Raw genomic sequence first — 18,589 nt, 5'->3', positions numbered from 1 at the left:
ACTACGCACGACAATAAAATGGAGCTGGTGAAGGGACTCGAACCCCCGACCTGCTGATTACAAATCAGCTGCTCTAGCCAAGCTGAGCTACACCAGCGTCCTAAATTTACATGGTGGCGCGGGGCAGAATCGAACTGCCGACACAAGGATTTTCAGTCCTTTGCTCTACCGACTGAGCTACCGAGCCATTTCGTAAATTGGAGTGAAATTATACACAGTAGTTTATTAATATTTGCTTAAACTATTAACAAGTTCTTTAAAAAGTTTTCCTCTATGTGCATATGAAGTAAATTGGTCCAAAGATGAAGCAGCTGGAGAAAGCATTGCAATATCGTTTTCTTGGTAGTTTCTATCTATTTTTTTTACTGTATTCTCAAGGTCATTTGTTTTGTTACACTTAAGTAAATATTTTTTTGATAAAGCTAATATTCTTTTATAATTACTTCCTATTGCATAAACCTCAATATTTTTCTCTTTTAAAAAGACAAATAAAGGTTCTATATTTGCACCTTTATCATCTCCTCCTAATATTAAATGTATTTTTCTATTCTCGTATGATTTTAAGGCATTTATAGTAGCATCAATATTAGTTGCTTTACTATCATTAATCCAAAGTCTATTTTTATTATCATAAAACTCTTCTACTTTATGTTCATCAACTTTAAAAAGATTTATTTTTTCATAATCACGCTCATCAAAAATTATCTTCTTACAAGCTAAGGCTAATATCGCATCTAATAAAAATGGTTCTTTAAAATTTATTTTTGATTTTTCAATATTTAATTTATCTGCAAGTTCAAAGCTATCATTATATGTAATTAAAGTTGCTTTAGTTTTATAATTTTCAAACTCTTTAGGAACAATTGCTACTTCACCTTCATTCATAAAATCAAGTGGCTTAAGCTTACTGTTTTTATACTCTTCAAAACTACCATGCCATGTTATATGATCTTCACTAATTGGTAGAAGTATATAAAGATTAGGTTTTGCTTTATTTGTATAATGTAAGGTAAAAGAAGAAGTTTCTAAAATCCATATTTTAGATTTTTTATCTAATTTTGCAATTGGTGTTCCAATATTCCCACCAGATACACTTCCATACTCTTTTAATAAATGTTGGCACATTTGTGTTGTAGTAGTTTTTCCATTTGTACCACTTATCCATATTGAAAAAGGCATACTATCATATAAAAAGTCATAATCACTCATAATATTAATTGAATTTTTGACCATTTTATTATAAGGAGGAATACCAGGACTTACAATAGTTACTTCATTGCTGTTAATATCATATTCATTAAAATTATTATCATCATAAAGAGTTACATTATCAAACTCTTCATTAATAGCTTGCGCTGTAATTCCTTTTCCAAGTACTCTTATTTTTTCATTTGATTTCATTTATAATTACCTTAACTATATATAATTTACTATCTAATCTTAAGACTCATTAATGCTATTAAATTAGTCATAAATGATATTATCCAAAATCTTACAATAATTTTATTCTCTTTCCAACCTTTTTGTTCAAAGTGGTGATGAATAGGTGCCATAAGAAAAACTCTTTTTTTTCTTAGCTTATATGAACCAACTTGTAAAATAACAGATACTGTTTCTAAAACGAAAATAAAGCCAATTAAAAGTAAAAGGATTTCAGATTTTCCAACAATTGCCATATATCCCATAAATGCACCAATTGGTAAACTACCGCTATCTCCCATGAAAATTTGTGCTGGATGAGAGTTGTACCATAAAAATGCTATAAGAGAACCAATCATACAAGCACCTAATATTGCAAGTTCACCTGTTAATTTTATATTTGGCAATAATAAATATGAAGATAAGATTGCATGTCCTGTAATATAAATAATTGTAGATAATGTAAAAAAAGCCAATATTGAGGGAACAGTAGCTAGACCATCTAAACCATCAGTTAAATTAACAGCATTTGATGCAGCAATAATAACCAATATCCAAAAAAATGTAATATAAAAACCAATATTAAATAAAGGCAGTTTATAAAACGGAGTATAAGTTTCTGTAGTATGCCCATATAAATATAAAATTCCTACTATAATAATAGCTGAGACAATTTGTAGTATTAGCTTCATTCTTGCAGATAATCCTGCATCATTTTTCATATTTGATATTTTTGCATAGTCATCTTTTATTCCAATCAATGAAAAAAGACCTAAAGTAAGTAAGCCCCCTACCACATAAAAATTATTTAGCTTAATAGTTAAAATTGTAGCAATAATTGTAGAAAATATGAAAACCAAGCCACCCATAGTTGGAGTACCTACTTTTGTTTGATGAGATTCAGGAGCATATTCATAAATTGGTTGAGATGCTTTTTTTGATCCTGCCCACCTGATAAATTTTGGTAGAAAATACATAGTTAAAAAAAATGATATAAAAAAACCTATCCCCGCTCGAACAGAGATATACTGAAAAATATTAATGTCTAGGTGTCTATAAAACCAGTAAAACAAAATTAAACCTTAGTTTGGATATAATCGAGCGATTATATTATATATTACCAAATATTTAGATAAATTTTTACTTGGAAAATAAAAAAGGTTTAAAATGACACAAAAGACTATTCTTGTAATTACCGATGGAATTGGACACAATAATTCTGATAAATATAATGCATTTTCAAATGCAAATACTCCCACTTATAATTATTTATTTAAAAATGTTCCTTACTCTTTAATTCATACACATGGAAATTTTGTTGGTCTACCAGATGGACAAATGGGAAATAGTGAAGTAGGTCATATGACAATTGGTAGTGGTAGAGTTTTATATCAAGATTTAGTAAAAATAAATTTAGCTATTAAAGATGATACATTAAAAGATAATGAAATTTTAAAAAATACAATTGAATCATCAAATGATATTCATCTTCTTGGTTTAGTAAGTGATGGAGGAGTTCATTCACATATTGATCATATTATTGAAATGGCTAAAATTGCTTACTCTTTTAATAAAAAAGTTTTTATTCATATAATTACAGATGGAAGAGATGTATCTTTTAATTGTGCAGCTAAGTATATTAAACAAATAAACTCTATATGCAATGAAAATATAAAAATTGCAACTATTTCAGGAAGATACTATTCAATGGATAGAGACAACAGATGGGAAAGAGTAAAAAAAGCTTATGATGCAATAGCATTTGCAAAACCAAAAACTTCAAGTAATATTTTAGATTATTTGGCAAACTCTTATGAAAATGAGATTTTTGATGAGTTTATAGAACCAACTGCATTTGAATCATTTGAAGGAATTAATAATAATGATGGAATAATCTTTTGTAACTTTAGAAGTGATAGAATGAGAGAGATTTCATCTGTTTTTGCAAAAGAAGAATTCAGTGAATTTAAAAGAAAAGATTTGAATTTAAATTTAGCAACAATGACCCAATATGATAAAAACACTCCAATTGCAGTTTTATTTCCTAAACAAACACCTAAAAACACTCTTGCAGATGTAATTTCAAATGCGGGATTAACTCAACTTCACACAGCAGAAACAGAAAAATATGCTCATGTTACATTCTTTTTTAATGGAGGAGTTGAAGAACCTGTTGAAAATGAATCTAGAGTATTAATACCCTCACCAAAGGTAGCAACTTATGACCTAAAACCAGAAATGAGCGCACCAGAAGTTTCAAAAACAGTAAGAAAAGCAATGGATGAAAACAATGATTTTATTGTAGTAAATTTTGCAAATGGTGATATGGTTGGTCATACAGGAAACTATGAAGCAGCAATAAAAGCTGTTGAGGCTGTTGATCAAGAGCTTGGTTTGATAGTTGAAAAAGCAAAAGAAAAAGGTTATAATTTAATATTGACAAGTGACCATGGAAATTGTGAAGAAATGAAAGATAAAGAGGGTAAAACTTTAACAAATCACACTGTAGGAGATGTATACTGTTTTGTTTTAGCAAATGGTGTTTCAAAAGTAAATACGGGTGGATTAAATAATATTGCTCCAACTGTTTTAAAACTTATGAAACTAGAAATTCCAAGCGAAATGGATACTCCACTAATTTAAAGGTATAAAATGGCATTAAATGAAATTAAAGCAGATTTAAAAAAGTTAGATATATTAATTGTTGAAGATGGTAAAGATATTATAAATATCATGCACCGAACTTTTAAAATGGTTGTAAACAATATTGACTTAGCTTCTAATGGAAGTGAAGCTTTGCTACATTACAATAAAAATAAACCTGATTTAATTTTAACTGATATTAGAATGCCTCATATGGATGGAAATGAATTTATAAAAAAAATAAGACAAATAGATTCTAAAATACCAATAATAGTAATAACTGCATATGAAGAAGATTTAAAAGATGAAGATAGAAAATTAGTAAATGCCATATTTTCAAAACCAATAAATTTTATTTCATTAATAAACAAAATAGATGAACTAATTTAAAGATGTCTAAAGTAATAAACATAAATAGATTAAAAATAGAATTAAAAAAAGATATATTATTAGATTTGAGTTTTAAGATAAAAAATACTACAGCATTAATAGGTGAAAGTGGAAGTGGAAAATCATTGACACTAAAAACTATTTTAAATCTTCTTCCTAAAAACTTATGTGTAAATTTTGATTATAGTTCAGATTTTGAATTAAATTATGACAATATTGGTTTTATTCCACAAAATCCTTTTACATCACTTTCACCAATGACAAAAATAAAAAATCAATTTTTTTGTAAAAAAGAGTCAATGCTATCAGCATTAAAAAAAGTTGGTCTTGATTCATGGGTTTTAGAAAGATTCCCAAATCAGTTAAGTGGAGGGCAATTACAAAGAGTAGTTATAGCAATAGCAATAAGTAAAAAGATAAAACTATTACTTCTTGATGAACCAACAACTGCCCTTGATGAAAAAAATAAAAAAATGATAATTGATTTAATAAAACAATTATCTACTGAGTTTAATTTAACATTGTTATTTATTACACATGATATAGACTCAATTAAAGATTTATGTGAAAATATGATAATTATAAGAAAAGGTAAGATTATACAAGATGGGAAAACCAATGAAATTTTACAAAATCCAAATAATCAATATACTAAAACTTTAATTGAGTCTAATTTTAAAACTAGAGAATTTAGGAAATAATATGAAATATATTTTAAGCTTATTTACAATAATAGCACTTGCCGTTTGTGCATGGCTACTATATTTGTATTCACATATAAGATTTGAGCTTGACAAAGTGATTAACTATAATCCAAGACTAACAACACAAATTTTTGATAAAGATGGGAAGTTGATTTCAAACTTATTTTCAAAAGAAAATAGATTATATGTAAACTATGATGAAATACCTGCAAGAGTAATTGAGGGATTAGTTGCTATTGAAGATACACATTTTTTTGAACACAATGGAATAAACCCAGATGCAATAAGTCGAGCAATTATAAAAGATATCAAAGCTGGAGCATTAGTTGAGGGAGCAAGTACACTTACACAACAGTTAATAAAAACTTTAATATTAACAAGAGAGAAAAAAATTGTTAGAAAAATAAAAGAGGTTTTACTAGCCTTAAAACTTGAAACAGTTCTTTCAAAAGAAGAAATTTTAGAAAGATATTTAAATCAAGTCTATTTTGGTCATGGTTATTATGGTATTAAAACTGCTGCAAAAGGCTATTTTAATAAAGAATTATATGAACTGAATTTAAAAGAGATAGCAATACTAGTAGGACTGCCAAGAGCTCCTAGTTTTTATGATCCTACTAGAAACTTAAAATTTTCATTAGCAAGAGCAAATCAAGTTATACAAAGAATGAATACATTAGGTTGGATAAATGCTAAAGAGTATGAAGAAGCCATGAAAAGTACTCCTAAAATATATGATAAAACACTTACTCAAAATAAAGCACCATACATAGTTGATTATGTGTTAAAAACTTTAAAAGATGAAGTTAAAGATATAAAAACAGGTGGTTATGAAATAAATCTAACTGTTGATTTGGATGCTCAAAGAATTGCAAAAGAAGGACTCAATAAAGCCCATGAAAAAATTTTAAAAAGAGATGAATATTTTAGAAATTTAAACAAAAAAAGAGGGATTGAAAAAGAGTATGACGAACAAGGCAATGAATTAAGCGAAGATAGATTTGTAGAAAATTTAAATGGCTCTTTTATTTCAATGGAAAATAGCACAGGAAAAATATTAGCAATGGTAGGGGGACTTAACTATAAAGATTCAAATTTTAACAGAGTAGTTCAAAGTAAAAGACAACCAGGTTCTGCAATTAAACCTTTTATTTATCAAGCTGCTTTAAATATGGGTTATTCTCCTGCAAGTAAAATTGCTGATATTAGTAGAACATATGAATATAAAGTTGAAGACTCAGAAGAAACAAAAAAGTGGAAACCAAAAAACTATGGAGGAAAATATAAAGGTTTAATTAGTTTAAGAGAAGCATTAATTTATTCAAGAAACCTTGCAACAATTAATTTAGTAACAGATATTGGAATTGATGTAGTTTACAGTACTTTAGAAGATTATGGTTTTACTAATATGCCTTATGATTTAACAATAACATTAGGCTCATTTGTTATTTCTCCTTTTGACTTATCACAAGCTTATTCAATTATTTCAAATGATGGTACAGAAGTTAAGCCTTATATTATTAACTCAATAAAAAATAGAAATGGAACAATTATTAACTTTGAACCAGAAAAAAGATATGTTATCAGCCCAGAACAAGCTTTTTTAACAAAAGATATTATGCATGATACTGTAATAAGAGGAACAGGTAAAAGAGCAAAAGTTGAAGGACTTGATCTTGCAGGGAAAACAGGAACTACAAATAATAATATTGATGCTTGGTTTTGTGGATTTTCACCATCTATTCAAACAATTGTATGGTTTGGAAATGATAATAATGTACCAATGAGAAGAAGTGAAACAGGTGGAATTGCTGCAATTCCAGCATTTAAATATTTTTATGAAAATTATTTAAAGTTACATCCAGAAATAAAAAGAGAGTTTGAAAAACCAGATGGTGTAAGAACTTCTATAATTAATGGAAAAAAAGAGTACTATACAAATACTTCAAAATTACCTACTAATTCAATAGATATTCCAAAAGAGAATCAAATACAGTTTTAATAAAAAAAAGGCTTGAAAGATAAACTTTCAAGCCTTTTATATTTTATAATTATATTATTAACAAGAGTATGTTGATTTAAATTCAAATGCTGTTGGTCTAGACTCATCTGGCCAAACTTGTGTTTCAAACTTATAGTGTTGATAAATATCAATCATATCTTGAGTAAATACTGGTTGTAAAAACTCATTATCTCTAATTAGTGCTTCTAATGATCCTCTTAAAGTGTGTGGCATTTGAGGAATTTTTCTTTGTCTAATTTCATCTAAAGATAATTCATATAAATCATCATCCATAGGTCCAATAGGCTCATATTTATTTTTAATACCATCTAATCCTGCACATAACATTGCAGCAAAAGCTAAATATGGACAAGCAGTTGAATCTGGGAATCTCATCTCAATTCTAGTTGCTTTTTCTCCAGCTCCATATGGTATTCTACAAGAAGCTGATCTATTTTGTGAAGAATAAGTTAAAATTGATGGTGCTTCAAATCCTGGAACTAATCTTTTATAAGAGTTTGTTGATGGATTTGTAAATGCTGCAACTGCTCTTGCATGTTTGAAAATTCCTCCAACATAATGTCTAGCCATCTCTGAAAGATTACCATACTCACCCTCTTTATAAAATAGGTTTTTCCCATCTTTCCAAATTGATTGATGAACATGCATACCATTTCCGTTATCACCAAATAATGGTTTTGGCATAAATGTAGCAGTTTTACCATTTAAGTGTGCTACCATTTTTATAACATATTTATATTTTTGTACATTGTCTGCTGCTTCAATTAAATCACCAAATACAATCCCAATTTCACCTTGACCTTGTGCAACTTCATGGTGTCCAAGTACAACTTCTAGTCCAACTTGTTTTAATACTTGCATCATCTCAGCTCTTAAATCAACCATTGAATCTGTTGGTTGCACTGGAAAGTATCCACCTTTTGTTCTTGGTCTATGACCTGTATTTCCTACTTCGTAATCTGTATCATCAGACCAGCATCCCTCTTCTGTATCAACTCTATAATAAGACTCATTAATATCATCTCTAATTTTTACATCATCAAATACAAAGAACTCATTTTCTGGTCCAAAATATGCTACATCACCAACACCTGATTCACTTAAATGCACTAATGCTTTTTTAGCAATTGATCTTGGACATTTTTCATACATTTGACCTTTATAAATATCAAATACATCACAAATTACAATAATAGTTGGATCTGCTGTAAATGGATCTAAAAATGCTGTATCTACATCTGGTTTTAAAATCATATCTGATTTGTTAATTGGTTGCCATGCATCAACTGATGAACCATCAAAAGGCATTCCACTTTCTAATTGTTCTGCTGTTACTGCGTCCATCATATATGTTAAATGATGCCACATACCTTTCATATCAGTGAATCTAAAATCAACAAATTCTACTTCATTTTCTTTACAAAAATCAAAAAATTCTTCTGTATTGTTTACAAACTTACCCATGTTTATAGCTCCTTAATTATTATTGTATCCATTGTAGCAAAATAAAGAAAAAAGAAAATAAATTAATTGTATATTTTTTATACAGTTTGATATTTTTTAAACCTTTAAAACTCTACAAGTAATTTCTCTCTTTGCTTATAAATAGCGCATTTAGTATATCCAACACTTTTTGCAAGTGAAACTACCTCATCATAACAATATCCAACCTGCTCAAGTGCATGTGCATCAGAACTAAATGTAATATCAATATCTAATTCATTAGCTAATTGTAATAACTCCATACTTGGATATTGTTCTTTAATTGGTTTTCTAAATCCAGCTGCATTTATCTCTATTGTCATATTTGATTTTTTGATTTGTTTTAATGCTTCTAATGCCATTAGTTTTATATCTTTTTTTGGAAGGAATTTAAATACCTTAATCAAATCCAAATGTCCAACAATATCAAAATAAGATGTTTTTGCCATTAGTCTTATAGCATCAAAATAATCAATCCATATTGAGTCAATATCTTTATTTTCATATTTTCCTATAAATTCTGGATTATCAAAGCCCCAAGGTAAACTATCATTTTTTGATTCTAAAAAATGCACAGAACCTATTAGATAATCAACTTTAGAACTTAGTATTTCATCAAGAATAGGAACACTTTGCATAAAATCAACTTCATATCCAAGTAATATATTTATATTATTAGAATATTTTTCTTTGTAATATCTAAGTGTTGATTCATAAAACTCTTTTTCAGTAAGTTTCATTCTATATTTTTCATCAAAATTCATAGGAGCATGCTCTGTAAAACCATAGTAATCAATTTTTAATTCTATTGCTCTTTTTATAAAATCTTCTACACTTCCTTGTGCATGATTACATAAAATAGTGTGATTGTGTAAATCTACTCTCATTTTCTGTACCTTATTTGATTTCTTCCTGCATCTTTTGCATTATATAATTGCTTATCTGCATTTTGCAACATTTCATCTAAAGAACTACATAAATTAAAACTACAACCAATTGATACAGTAAATGCTATTTTATGTATACCTAAATCAATAGTATTGTTTTCAAACTCATCTTTTATCAATTCAAGTTTTGAAATTATCTCTTCTTCATCAACTTTATGAAATAAAATACAAAACTCTTCTCCACCTAATCTAACTAATATTTCATTATTATATAAAAATTGATTTAAGATTTTTGAAACTTCTTTTATTGCAATATCACCTATATCATGTCCATATGTATCATTTATATGTTTAAACTTATCAATATCAATTAAAGCAAGAGCAAATTTCTCTTTTTTCTCTTTAGCTTTTTTATAAAGAGATAATCCTTTACTAAAAAGATATCTTCTATTATACATATTTGTTAAGAAGTCTTTATTTGCCCTATTTCTTAATTCATCAAAAAGCTCAATAAGTTCTAAATTTGATGCAAGTCTTACAAATAGTTCTTCTTGAGTAAATCCTTTATATAAAAAATCATTTGCTCCATACTTTAAAAATTTTGAAGCAGTGTTTTTTTCCTTTATAGCAGATGTAACAATAATTGACAATTCATCTTTGTTATATTTTTTTCTAATGTGTCTTACTAAATCTAAACCATTCATATGTGGCATTAAATAATCAGTAAGCAAGAGTTTAATATCACTATTTTCTTCAAGTATTTCAAGTGCTTCTAAGCCATTACTTGCAGTAAAAACATTTAATCTATATTTTTCAATTTGTGATTTTGTAGTTTCTAAAAAAGTATTTGAATCATCTACTAATAATATTTTCGTTTTTTCGTTTTTTATAACTCTATTTATTACAGACAATGCATACTTAAAAGAGTACATTCCATCTTTTACTACATAATCAACAATATTTTTACTTCTATTTTTTATCTCATCTTCTACAAGTGTAGAACCTGTAAGAATAATTATAGGGATATTAAACTTTGCTACAAAATCTACAATCTCACCATTTTCACTATCTGGTAAGCCCAAATCCAATAAAGCAACATCAAACTTACCTTTATACTCAAGTAAAATTTTTGCACACTGTTTTACTGATGAGCCAAGAACAGTTTTAAATCCAAACTGCTCTTTTATCATAAGACTTAAGCTACTAGCAACTGATTTGCTATCTTCAATAATTAAGACTCTTTTCATAATTAATGCAACAAACCAGCACCATTAATTGGAGTACTTCTATCTTCTGCATAAACTCTTTTACCATCTTTAATATCATATTTCCAAATAGGAGCATTAGCTTTGAAATCTTCTACAAATTCATCAATCATCTCAAGAGCTACTCTTCTTTTTGGAGAACAAACAGCAGCAATATATGAACTAGTATGATTTAAAACATCACCTTTACTATGCGCCATAAGCACAATTGCATTCTTTTCATTTGCCCTTTCCTGCCATGAATCAAACCATGATTTTAAGATTGGTTCATAAATATCAAAAGATAAACCTTCAATATTATCTTCATCTCTTACAACACCTACAAAAGTAATAATTGCTCCATAATTAGAGTTTCTAAACTCATCATACCAAGAGTTTGTTATACTTTCAACAGGTAAACTACCCTCAAATAATTGCAAGTTCTGCATTTTTCACCCACCACATACAGGAGGTAATAATGAAATTTTATCCCCATCACTTAAAGGCATCTCTTTTGAAGAAACAAGTGTATCATTTACAGCAACTGCACATTTTTCAAGCCAAGAACTAACTTTTTCATCATCTTTTAAAATTTCACTTAATTGTGATAAATTTGAAATATCTAAATTCATTTTTTCTTTATTAATAGGTCCCAAGAATTCTACTTCAACCATTTTAACCCCTTATTTACCAATTTTTGAATATTATATCTAAAATAATTTAATTTTTAGGAAAAGAGAATGAAGTTCGCAAAGATAGATTTTATTAATTTATTACCTGTAACTGTATATATGAAAAAAAATATAAAATCAAATCAATTAAAAGCTATTATTGAATATAAAAAGTCTTATCCTTCTGCAATAAATAAAAAATTTAAAAAAAGATCAGTTGAATCTGCATTTATCTCTTCAATTGCATCAAGAGGTGAGAAATCCTTGGATTATGGAATTATTGCAAGAGATGAAGTTACATCAGTATTATTAGTACCAGGTGTTTATTCAAAAGATTTTCAAAGTGATACATCAAACGCACTTGCAAAAGTATTAGATTTACAAGGACAAGTAATTATTGGAGATAAAGCATTGAAATTTTTCCACGAAAATGACAAAAATAGCTTTATTGATTTAGCAAAAGCATGGCAAGATAAATATAATCTTCCTTTTGTTTTTGCAAGATTATCATATAACAAAAATGGTAGATTATTAAAAAAAACCATGAAAAACTTTAATAAAAGACATATTAAAATTCCCCAATATATTTTAGAAAAGTATGAAAAACGTTCAGGAATCTCAAAAAAGAATATCTTAGAATATTTAACAAAAATAGATTATGATATTGGCATAAAAGAGAAACTTGCACTAAAGCTATTTTTTAAATTAACAAAAGAAAAAGGTATTAAATAATGACAGTTTTTGATTCAATTGTTTTAGGTATTATAGAAGGTTTTACAGAGTTTTTACCAATTTCATCTACAGGACATTTAATTGTAGCAAGTGAGTTTTTAAACTTGGAGCAAAATAGTATAAATAAAGCATACGAAGTAATAATACAATTTGCTGCTATTTTAGCAGTTATATTAAATTATCCAGATAAATTCAATACAAAACATATAAATTTATGGAGTAAAATATTTATTGCATTTCTTCCAATTGCTGCAATTGGATTTTTATTCGCTTCATATGTAAAAGCAATGTTTACAATTGAAATTGTTGCATATATGTTCATTGTAGGTGGAATAGTATTTTTAATTGTTGAAAAGTTTTATGATGAGAGTCAACATACAGTATCAAATGTAGAAGATGTATCTTTTAAACAAGCTTTATATATAGGTCTTGCTCAAATTTTTGCACTAATTCCAGGTACAAGTAGAGCAGGAGCTAGTATTATAGGTGCTATGCTTGTAGGATTAAATAGAAAAGCAAGTGCAGAGTTCTCTTTTTTACTTGCTTTTCCTGTAATGTGTGCAACAACTGGATATGATTTATTAAAACACCATGAACAACTACTACAAACTTCAAACTTATTAAATTTAGCAGTTGGCTTTGTTGTTGCTTTTTTTGTTGCTTTTTTAACAATTAAACTGTTTTTAAAATTCCTAGAAAACTTTACATTTGTAAGTTTTGGTATTTATAGAATTGTTTTTGGGATACTACTTTTGATTATTCTCAATAATAACATCAACTATTGATTCAATGGCATTATAGCCTATTGAATCAATTAAGCCTTTACTCATTGACTTAATATCTGCTTTTAAAATCTTATCAATTATTTCAGGTTTTAGGTTTCTTTCTCTACAAACAAAACATAGTTTTTTATCTTTTAAAAACTTTGCATTATAATATTGATGATCTTTTGCAGCATAGGGATAAGGAACAAATAAAGTAGGCAATGAGTTTGCTGCAAGTTCCCAAAGAGTAGATGCTCCACTTCTACTTATTGCAAAATCTGCTAAACTCATCTTTTTTGAAATATCATCAGTAAAATCAAAAACATCAACATCTAAATTTAATTCATCATATTTATTTTTTACTCTTTGGAAATCTGCTTTGCCTGTTTGATGAATAATTTTAATACCTAATTCATCTAATTTTAAAGCAACACTTAAAGCAAAATCATTTATTGCTCTTGCACCTTGAGAACCACCTAAAAATATAATTGTTTCAATTTCATGTCTAACCCTTGCATTATCAAAAAACTCACTTGATACTGGATAATCTTTTATCTTTGAATCTTCAATATATGAAGAGAAAACTTCAGTTGCAAATCTACTTGTTATTTCATTTAATTTACCCATTTTAGAGTTTTGTTCATGTATGTAAAGCTTACAACCTAATGATAATACAGAAGCGAAAGTAGCAGGGGCTGCTGAAAAACCTCCTACTGAAATTACAGTTTTTACTTCTGCTTTATCAAAAATATTTAAGCAGTGATTTATCTCTTTTACTATTTGCAAGATTGCTTTTAATTTTCCTATTAAATTTTTGTCTACAACACCTTTCGTATTTAAAAAAAATGCTTTTTTTACTTTTCTTTCATTTTTAAACCATTGCTCATCTTGACCTGTTGTAGATCCAATAAATATTGCAGATATACCTCTTTTATGAAACTCATCAACAAATGCTTTAGCAACTTTTAGATGTCCTCCTGTTCCTCCACCTGTTATTACTACTGTTCCTTTCATCTACTCTTACTCTCCTTTTTTACTGTTCTACTAAGTGATAAAACTAAACCTATTGATATTGCCATGGAAAGCATTGATGAACCTCCATAACTTAAAAATGGTACTGCTATACCTTTAATTGGAATTATTCCTGAAATACCATATGAATTAATTAAAAAAGCAATAACAATCATAAGTGCAATTGCTAAAGAAAATAGATGATAAATTGGATTATCTACTCTTCTACTAATTATAAATATTCTCCATACAATAGAAAAAAGGATTATAATAATAAATAACAATCCAACTAAGCCTATTTCTTCCATTATACCAGCTAAAACAAAGTCTGTATGTACTTCTGATAAAAAGCCTAATTTAATATCTCCTAAGGATATACCTTGACCAAAAAAACCACCATTATGTATAGCATTTAATGAGTGCGAAACTTGGTAAGGCTCTGGTAACTCATCTATTCTTAAATAGTTATCAACCCAATGGGGCATGATTGATAATATTCCATCTTGATTCATTGCCCACCATGAATATATTCTATTAATTCTATGGGGAGCTGATACTATTAATAAAACAAAAGCAATTAAAGCACTAGCACCTAAAGACAAGAAAACTTTAAAACTTCTATTTGCAAATACCAAAAGTACAATTAATATTAAAGCTAAAAGTACAACTTGTCCTAAATCTTTTTGTAAAAATGCAACTATAAAAACCACAAGCAAAAATGCACCAAAATATGGAGCTAATAATAAAAGTTCATCCTTTAAAGTCATCTTCTTTGGCATCACCATAACACGCCTATGAAAAGACCATGATAAAAAATAGATAAATCCAACTTTAAAAAACTCCACAGGAGACAATGAAACACCAGGAAGTCTAATCCATCTATTAGCTCCTCCACTTTCAGTTACTAAACTTGAGGGAAGAAAGGGCATAACAGCCATTAGTAAAAAAAATATAATAAACAATGACATCCCAACAATTCCAACAATTTTATCTGGATGTATCAATGAAAGCGTCCACATTACAAGAATTGAAAGTGTTCCAACAAGTAACTGTCTTAAAAAAAAGTGAAATTGGTTATATCCAAAATATTCAACTGTATAAATAGTTAAAGAGTATGAAAAGATTATACTTAATATAATCAAACTAGATACTAGTAAGAAAAGTATATAATCTGGCTGAATATTTGTACTTTGTTTTTTGGGTTTAATCTTATTTCTGCTAAAATTCATCTCCTATTATAATATATAATGGATAAATATGACTTCAAAAAAAATCGAAAATATTAATAAAACAAAAAAAATTGTAATTTTATTTTTATTAATCTTACTATTTCTTATAATTTTAGTATTCTCTGTAGCTAACACAATAACAGATAAAAGAAGATTGCCTTCTTTACAAAGTTCAAAAAAAGAGTTAGCAGTAAGAGGAGATATAGTAAGTGCTGATAATTTTAAAATTGCTTCATCTAAGAAATTATATAAAGCATCAATTGATACAAGATTTTTAGATCTTGATAAAAAAGAGTTATTTTTAAAACTATTCTCTATTTATAGCAATATTTCTTATTCAAAATTAAAAAGAAAAGTTGATGAATCTATAAATTATAAACCAGGAAATTTAGTTTTATCATATAACATAGATGCTAGAACAGCAAAAAACTTAAAAGAGTTGGGTTTTAAACTTAGAAGATTAAAAGTCTTTAAAGCAATGAAAGTTGATGGAGGAAGAATTCTAAGAGGCTTAAGTATTATAGAAAGTGGTGAAAAAAGAATCTATTCTTATGAAAATACATTAACACCTGTTGTAGGATATATAACTAAATTTGAAACTGATGATGGAAAAACAAAAGTTAGAGGAATAAAAGGTTTAGAGAAAAAATATAATACAATTTTAAATAAAACAGAAGATGGTATTTTAAAAGGAAATCGTGATGTTCTTTCATATATTTCATTCAACAAAGACTCAATTATTAAAAAAAGGGAAGATGGAGCAAAACTTGTTTTAAATATTCCATTGAAACTACAAAAAAATATTGAGATGATACTTGATAGACACAAAGAGAAATTAAGCGCACAAGAGATTGTAGTTTCAATAATGAATAATAAAACAGGAGAAATACTTTCACTTGCTTCATCAAATAGATTTAATCCTGAAAGTATAAAACAAGAGGATATTCCATCATTAAATGTAAATGCTATAGAGTATCAATTTGAACCAGGTTCTGTTATAAAACCAGTGGCAATTGCTTTAGTATTAGATAAAAATAGAGTTAAAAAAGATGAACTATTTTTTGCATACAATGAAGGAAAGGCAAACTCTAAAGGTGAATATAGAAGAGGAAGATATAAAATTGATAGATTTTATATCAAAGATGATCACAGATTTAAAAAACACTATTTAACATTAGATGATATTTTTATTTTTTCTTCAAATATTGGTACTTTACAATTAGCACAAAGATTAAAAGGTGCAGAGATTTATGAAGGCTACAAAAGATTTGGATTTACTAGAAAAACTGGTATTGATCTTCCATATGAAAAAGTTGGTCAAATGCCTCCAGTTTATAAGTTAGCAGCAGGTGAAGATAAAGATAAAGACAATGCTTATAAAGCAACAGTATCATATGGACAAGGTATGACTTCTACTTTTATGCAAATAATGAAAGCATTTACTGTTTTTAATAATGATGGATATAGTATAACTCCAAGAATTGTTTCATATTTAGAAATGGATTCAGGAAAATATAAACCTGATGATATATTAAAAGAAAAAGTAATTTCAAAAGAAGCAGCAAATGAAGTAAAAAGAATGCTTATTAAAACAGTTACACATGGTACAGGAAGAAGTGCCCAAATAGATGGTCTTGAAATTGGAGGTAAAACAGGAACTGCAAAAGTTGCAAGAAGAGGAAATTATCAAAGAGAGTATATTTCATCTTTTTTTGGTTTTGTAAATGATAATAAAAACTCTTATACAATTGGAGTTACTGTTTTTAGACCAAATTCAAGAGGTAAATATTGGTATTACTATTATGCTGCACAATCTGCTGTTCCTGTATTTAAAGATATTATTAGCAATATGGTGAGCTTAAATTATTTAAAAAAACAAAACCAATAATATAGTTATTGAACTTTAAAAATAAATAGATATAATTCTTTGTTTAATTACTAAAATAATAATTTAAAGGAAATATATGTTTGGTTTTTCAAAAGAACTAAAAGAGTATAACTATTCACAAGAAGAGATGGATAGTTTTAAATATGCTAAAATCACAACTGAAAAAGGAACTATTTGGCTTAAACTATTTAATCAAGAGACGCCAAATACAGTTGCAAACTTTGCAACACTTGCTAAAGATAATTTTTATAATAACCTAACTTTTCATAGGGTAATAAAAGGATTTATGGCACAAGGTGGTTGTCCAAATGGAACAGGAACAGGCGGACCAGATTGGGCTATTGCTTGTGAAACAGATGCAGATAAACAAGTTCATAAAAAAGGAAGTTTATCTATGGCTCATGCTGGACCAAATACTGGTGGAAGTCAATTCTTTATTTGTTTTGATAGTTGTCCTCATTTAAATGGAGTTCATACAGTATTTGGAGAGATTGAAGATAATGATGAATCAAGTTTTGAAACACTTGATAATATTTCTCAAGATGATAAAATTATTTCTATTGAAATAAAAGAAGATAAAAACTAATTATTATATAAACTAATATTGAAGGATTGCAATGAAAATTAAAGATATTGATTCTTTACATCAAGAAGATTTAGAAAACTCATTGCATCCTTCAATTTTCTATACTGATAAAAACTATGATTTATTTATTTTAAGACTGCCCTCTTTTTTAAATAATAAACTTGAATTTCTAAACTATTCATTTATAATTACAAATGAAGAATATGCTTATTTTGATAATCAAAACAAACAAATCATTTCATTGAATAGTATTAAAGAATTTTATTTATACTTAGATAAGTCAATAAAATCAACAATGAAATTAACAAATGATTACTACTCAAAAGTTTTAGACTTAGAAGAAAGTGTTTATGAGAATAAAAAGCAAGATACTTTTAATAAAACTTGGTATGAATACAAAAATGAACTAATAAGAGTAAATAGAATACTTTACAAAGCAAATGAAGCTTTAGAAAACCTAATAGATAATTATAAAAATGAAAAAGATTATTTAGAACGTAATTTTGCTAATATACAAGAACATTTACAAAGAAGCTATAGAACTACTGGCTTGTGTCTTGAAAAACTTGATGTACTATATAATTTTTATCAAAGTAAAACAAGTGAACAAATGAACAAAATAGTTTATGTACTAACACTTCTGTCAGGTATTTTTTTACCATTAAATCTTATTGTAGGATTCTTTGGCATGAATACTACGTCTTTACCTTTTACAAAAATTGAGGATGGAACTTACTTTGTAATATCTATTTTAATAATGACAGGAATATTAGCAAGTATATTAATAATATATTTAAAAAGAAAATAGATAATAAAAATAAAAAAAGCTAAAAAAAAAGCCCATATCTAAGATAACTGTAAAAAGTTAAAATAGATAAGGGCTTGTAAAAACTCAAGAGCTGGCAGAGGCCTACGT

General features: G+C 27.4%; 18 protein-coding genes and 2 tRNA genes. 9 read left to right on the top strand and 11 right to left on the bottom strand.

Annotated elements, in window-relative coordinates; genetic code table 11:
- Positions 1 to 19: 19 nt before the first annotated feature.
- From ACTCCZ_RS00100 to mraY, 4 genes are all read right to left on the bottom strand, one after another.
- Positions 20 to 97: transfer RNA gene (locus ACTCCZ_RS00100), tRNA-Thr, on the bottom strand.
- A gap of 14 nt (positions 98 to 111) precedes the next feature.
- Positions 112 to 187: transfer RNA gene (locus tag ACTCCZ_RS00095), tRNA-Phe, on the bottom strand.
- Positions 188 to 225: 38 nt separating this feature from the next.
- A complete protein-coding gene (gene murD / locus ACTCCZ_RS00090; protein ID WP_079576819.1) occupies positions 226 to 1,401 on the bottom strand; it encodes a UDP-N-acetylmuramoyl-L-alanine--D-glutamate ligase in 1,176 nt (391 codons plus the stop codon).
- 29 nt (positions 1,402 to 1,430) lie between these two features.
- On the bottom strand, positions 1,431 to 2,492 hold the full coding sequence (mraY, locus tag ACTCCZ_RS00085) for a phospho-N-acetylmuramoyl-pentapeptide-transferase (RefSeq protein ID WP_079576818.1): 1,062 nt from the start codon (positions 2,490 to 2,492) through the stop codon (positions 1,431 to 1,433).
- A 94-nt stretch (positions 2,493 to 2,586) separates the two neighbouring features.
- Between mraY and gpmI the strand changes: the two genes are divergently transcribed.
- The 4 genes from gpmI to ACTCCZ_RS00065 are packed head-to-tail and all read left to right on the top strand — an operon-like array spanning position 2,587 to position 7,158.
- Positions 2,587 to 4,062, top strand: coding sequence for a 2,3-bisphosphoglycerate-independent phosphoglycerate mutase (gpmI, locus tag ACTCCZ_RS00080; protein WP_079576817.1), 1,476 nt, complete (start codon positions 2,587 to 2,589; stop codon positions 4,060 to 4,062).
- 9 nt (positions 4,063 to 4,071) lie between these two features.
- A complete protein-coding gene (locus ACTCCZ_RS00075) occupies positions 4,072 to 4,452 on the top strand; it encodes a response regulator (RefSeq protein ID WP_079576816.1) in 381 nt (126 codons plus the stop codon).
- Between the two features lie 2 nt (positions 4,453 to 4,454).
- The gene (locus ACTCCZ_RS00070) at positions 4,455 to 5,153 is read left to right on the top strand and encodes an ATP-binding cassette domain-containing protein (protein WP_079576815.1); all 699 of its coding nucleotides are present in this window, start codon (positions 4,455 to 4,457) and stop codon (positions 5,151 to 5,153) included.
- A 1-nt stretch (position 5,154) separates the two neighbouring features.
- Positions 5,155 to 7,158 (top strand): penicillin-binding protein 1A, encoded by a 2,004-nt coding sequence (locus tag ACTCCZ_RS00065; RefSeq protein ID WP_079576814.1) that lies wholly within the window; start codon positions 5,155 to 5,157, stop codon positions 7,156 to 7,158.
- 57 nt (positions 7,159 to 7,215) lie between these two features.
- Here the strand turns inward: ACTCCZ_RS00065 and glnA are convergent, their stop codons facing one another.
- The 5 genes from glnA to ACTCCZ_RS00040 form a co-directional block, all read right to left on the bottom strand.
- On the bottom strand, positions 7,216 to 8,643 hold the full coding sequence (gene glnA, locus ACTCCZ_RS00060; RefSeq protein ID WP_079576813.1) for a type I glutamate--ammonia ligase: 1,428 nt from the start codon (positions 8,641 to 8,643) through the stop codon (positions 7,216 to 7,218).
- Between the two features lie 104 nt (positions 8,644 to 8,747).
- Entirely contained in the window at positions 8,748 to 9,548 is an 801-nt protein-coding gene (locus tag ACTCCZ_RS00055; protein ID WP_079576812.1) for a histidinol-phosphatase, read from the bottom strand.
- Positions 9,545 to 10,795, bottom strand: a complete 1,251-nt coding sequence (locus ACTCCZ_RS00050; RefSeq protein ID WP_079576811.1) for a GGDEF domain-containing response regulator — start codon at positions 10,793 to 10,795, stop codon at positions 9,545 to 9,547. Before ACTCCZ_RS00050 ends, ACTCCZ_RS00055 begins: the two co-directional genes overlap by 4 nt.
- 2 nt (positions 10,796 to 10,797) lie before the next feature.
- Positions 10,798 to 11,241, bottom strand: a complete 444-nt coding sequence (locus tag ACTCCZ_RS00045) for a molybdopterin synthase catalytic subunit (protein ID WP_079576810.1) — start codon at positions 11,239 to 11,241, stop codon at positions 10,798 to 10,800.
- Between the two features lie 3 nt (positions 11,242 to 11,244).
- Entirely contained in the window at positions 11,245 to 11,466 is a 222-nt protein-coding gene (locus ACTCCZ_RS00040; RefSeq protein ID WP_079576809.1) for a MoaD/ThiS family protein, read from the bottom strand.
- A gap of 66 nt (positions 11,467 to 11,532) precedes the next feature.
- Between ACTCCZ_RS00040 and ACTCCZ_RS00035 the strand changes: the two genes are divergently transcribed.
- Positions 11,533 to 12,195, top strand: a complete 663-nt coding sequence (locus ACTCCZ_RS00035; protein WP_079576808.1) for an MqnA/MqnD/SBP family protein — start codon at positions 11,533 to 11,535, stop codon at positions 12,193 to 12,195.
- Positions 12,195 to 12,980 (top strand): undecaprenyl-diphosphate phosphatase, encoded by a 786-nt coding sequence (locus ACTCCZ_RS00030; protein ID WP_079576807.1) that lies wholly within the window; start codon positions 12,195 to 12,197, stop codon positions 12,978 to 12,980. Before ACTCCZ_RS00035 ends, ACTCCZ_RS00030 begins: the two co-directional genes overlap by 1 nt.
- On the opposite strand, the gene ACTCCZ_RS00025 is transcribed toward ACTCCZ_RS00030, so the two are convergent.
- Both ACTCCZ_RS00025 and ACTCCZ_RS00020 read right to left on the bottom strand, forming a co-directional pair.
- Positions 12,942 to 13,973 carry a UDP-N-acetylglucosamine--N-acetylmuramyl-(pentapeptide) pyrophosphoryl-undecaprenol N-acetylglucosamine transferase gene (locus ACTCCZ_RS00025; RefSeq protein ID WP_079576806.1) on the bottom strand — a complete coding sequence of 344 codons (1,032 nt, stop codon included), beginning with the start codon at positions 13,971 to 13,973 and terminating at the stop codon, positions 12,942 to 12,944. The genes ACTCCZ_RS00030 and ACTCCZ_RS00025 overlap by 39 nt on opposite strands.
- Positions 13,970 to 15,199, bottom strand: coding sequence for an FtsW/RodA/SpoVE family cell cycle protein (locus ACTCCZ_RS00020; protein WP_079576805.1), 1,230 nt, complete (start codon positions 15,197 to 15,199; stop codon positions 13,970 to 13,972). Before ACTCCZ_RS00020 ends, ACTCCZ_RS00025 begins: the two co-directional genes overlap by 4 nt.
- 28 nt (positions 15,200 to 15,227) lie before the next feature.
- Here ACTCCZ_RS00020 and ACTCCZ_RS00015 point away from each other — a divergent pair, with 28 nt between their 5' ends.
- From ACTCCZ_RS00015 to ACTCCZ_RS00005, 3 genes are all read left to right on the top strand, one after another.
- Entirely contained in the window at positions 15,228 to 17,087 is a 1,860-nt protein-coding gene (locus ACTCCZ_RS00015) for a peptidoglycan D,D-transpeptidase FtsI family protein (protein ID WP_079576804.1), read from the top strand.
- A gap of 76 nt (positions 17,088 to 17,163) precedes the next feature.
- Positions 17,164 to 17,673: a peptidylprolyl isomerase gene (locus tag ACTCCZ_RS00010; protein ID WP_079576803.1), complete on the top strand. Its 510-nt coding sequence runs from the start codon at positions 17,164 to 17,166 to the stop codon at positions 17,671 to 17,673.
- Positions 17,674 to 17,704: 31 nt separating this feature from the next.
- Entirely contained in the window at positions 17,705 to 18,481 is a 777-nt protein-coding gene (locus tag ACTCCZ_RS00005; protein WP_079576802.1) for a CorA family divalent cation transporter, read from the top strand.
- Positions 18,482 to 18,589 lie beyond the last annotated feature (108 nt).

The sequence above is a fragment of the Malaciobacter sp. genome, assembly GCF_055140965.1.
This window is presented reverse-complemented; position numbering and strand designations above follow the sequence as displayed.

Coding starts and splice junctions, on each gene's coding strand:
- ACTCCZ_RS00075 (WP_079576816.1), top strand. CDS start 4,072: ATGGCATTAAATGAAATTAAAGCAGATTTAAAAAAGTTAGATATATTA.
- ACTCCZ_RS00050 (WP_079576811.1), bottom strand. CDS start 10,795: ATGAAAAGAGTCTTAATTATTGAAGATAGCAAATCAGTTGCTAGTAGC.
- ACTCCZ_RS00065 (WP_079576814.1), top strand. CDS start 5,155: ATGAAATATATTTTAAGCTTATTTACAATAATAGCACTTGCCGTTTGT.
- gpmI (WP_079576817.1), top strand. CDS start 2,587: ATGACACAAAAGACTATTCTTGTAATTACCGATGGAATTGGACACAAT.
- ACTCCZ_RS00025 (WP_079576806.1), bottom strand. CDS start 13,973: ATGAAAGGAACAGTAGTAATAACAGGTGGAGGAACAGGAGGACATCTA.
- glnA (WP_079576813.1), bottom strand. CDS start 8,643: ATGGGTAAGTTTGTAAACAATACAGAAGAATTTTTTGATTTTTGTAAA.
- ACTCCZ_RS00040 (WP_079576809.1), bottom strand. CDS start 11,466: ATGGTTGAAGTAGAATTCTTGGGACCTATTAATAAAGAAAAAATGAAT.
- ACTCCZ_RS00020 (WP_079576805.1), bottom strand. CDS start 15,199: ATGAATTTTAGCAGAAATAAGATTAAACCCAAAAAACAAAGTACAAAT.
- ACTCCZ_RS00070 (WP_079576815.1), top strand. CDS start 4,455: ATGTCTAAAGTAATAAACATAAATAGATTAAAAATAGAATTAAAAAAA.
- murD (WP_079576819.1), bottom strand. CDS start 1,401: ATGAAATCAAATGAAAAAATAAGAGTACTTGGAAAAGGAATTACAGCG.
- ACTCCZ_RS00030 (WP_079576807.1), top strand. CDS start 12,195: ATGACAGTTTTTGATTCAATTGTTTTAGGTATTATAGAAGGTTTTACA.
- ACTCCZ_RS00035 (WP_079576808.1), top strand. CDS start 11,533: ATGAAGTTCGCAAAGATAGATTTTATTAATTTATTACCTGTAACTGTA.
- ACTCCZ_RS00045 (WP_079576810.1), bottom strand. CDS start 11,241: ATGCAGAACTTGCAATTATTTGAGGGTAGTTTACCTGTTGAAAGTATA.
- ACTCCZ_RS00015 (WP_079576804.1), top strand. CDS start 15,228: ATGACTTCAAAAAAAATCGAAAATATTAATAAAACAAAAAAAATTGTA.
- ACTCCZ_RS00055 (WP_079576812.1), bottom strand. CDS start 9,548: ATGAGAGTAGATTTACACAATCACACTATTTTATGTAATCATGCACAA.
- ACTCCZ_RS00010 (WP_079576803.1), top strand. CDS start 17,164: ATGTTTGGTTTTTCAAAAGAACTAAAAGAGTATAACTATTCACAAGAA.
- ACTCCZ_RS00005 (WP_079576802.1), top strand. CDS start 17,705: ATGAAAATTAAAGATATTGATTCTTTACATCAAGAAGATTTAGAAAAC.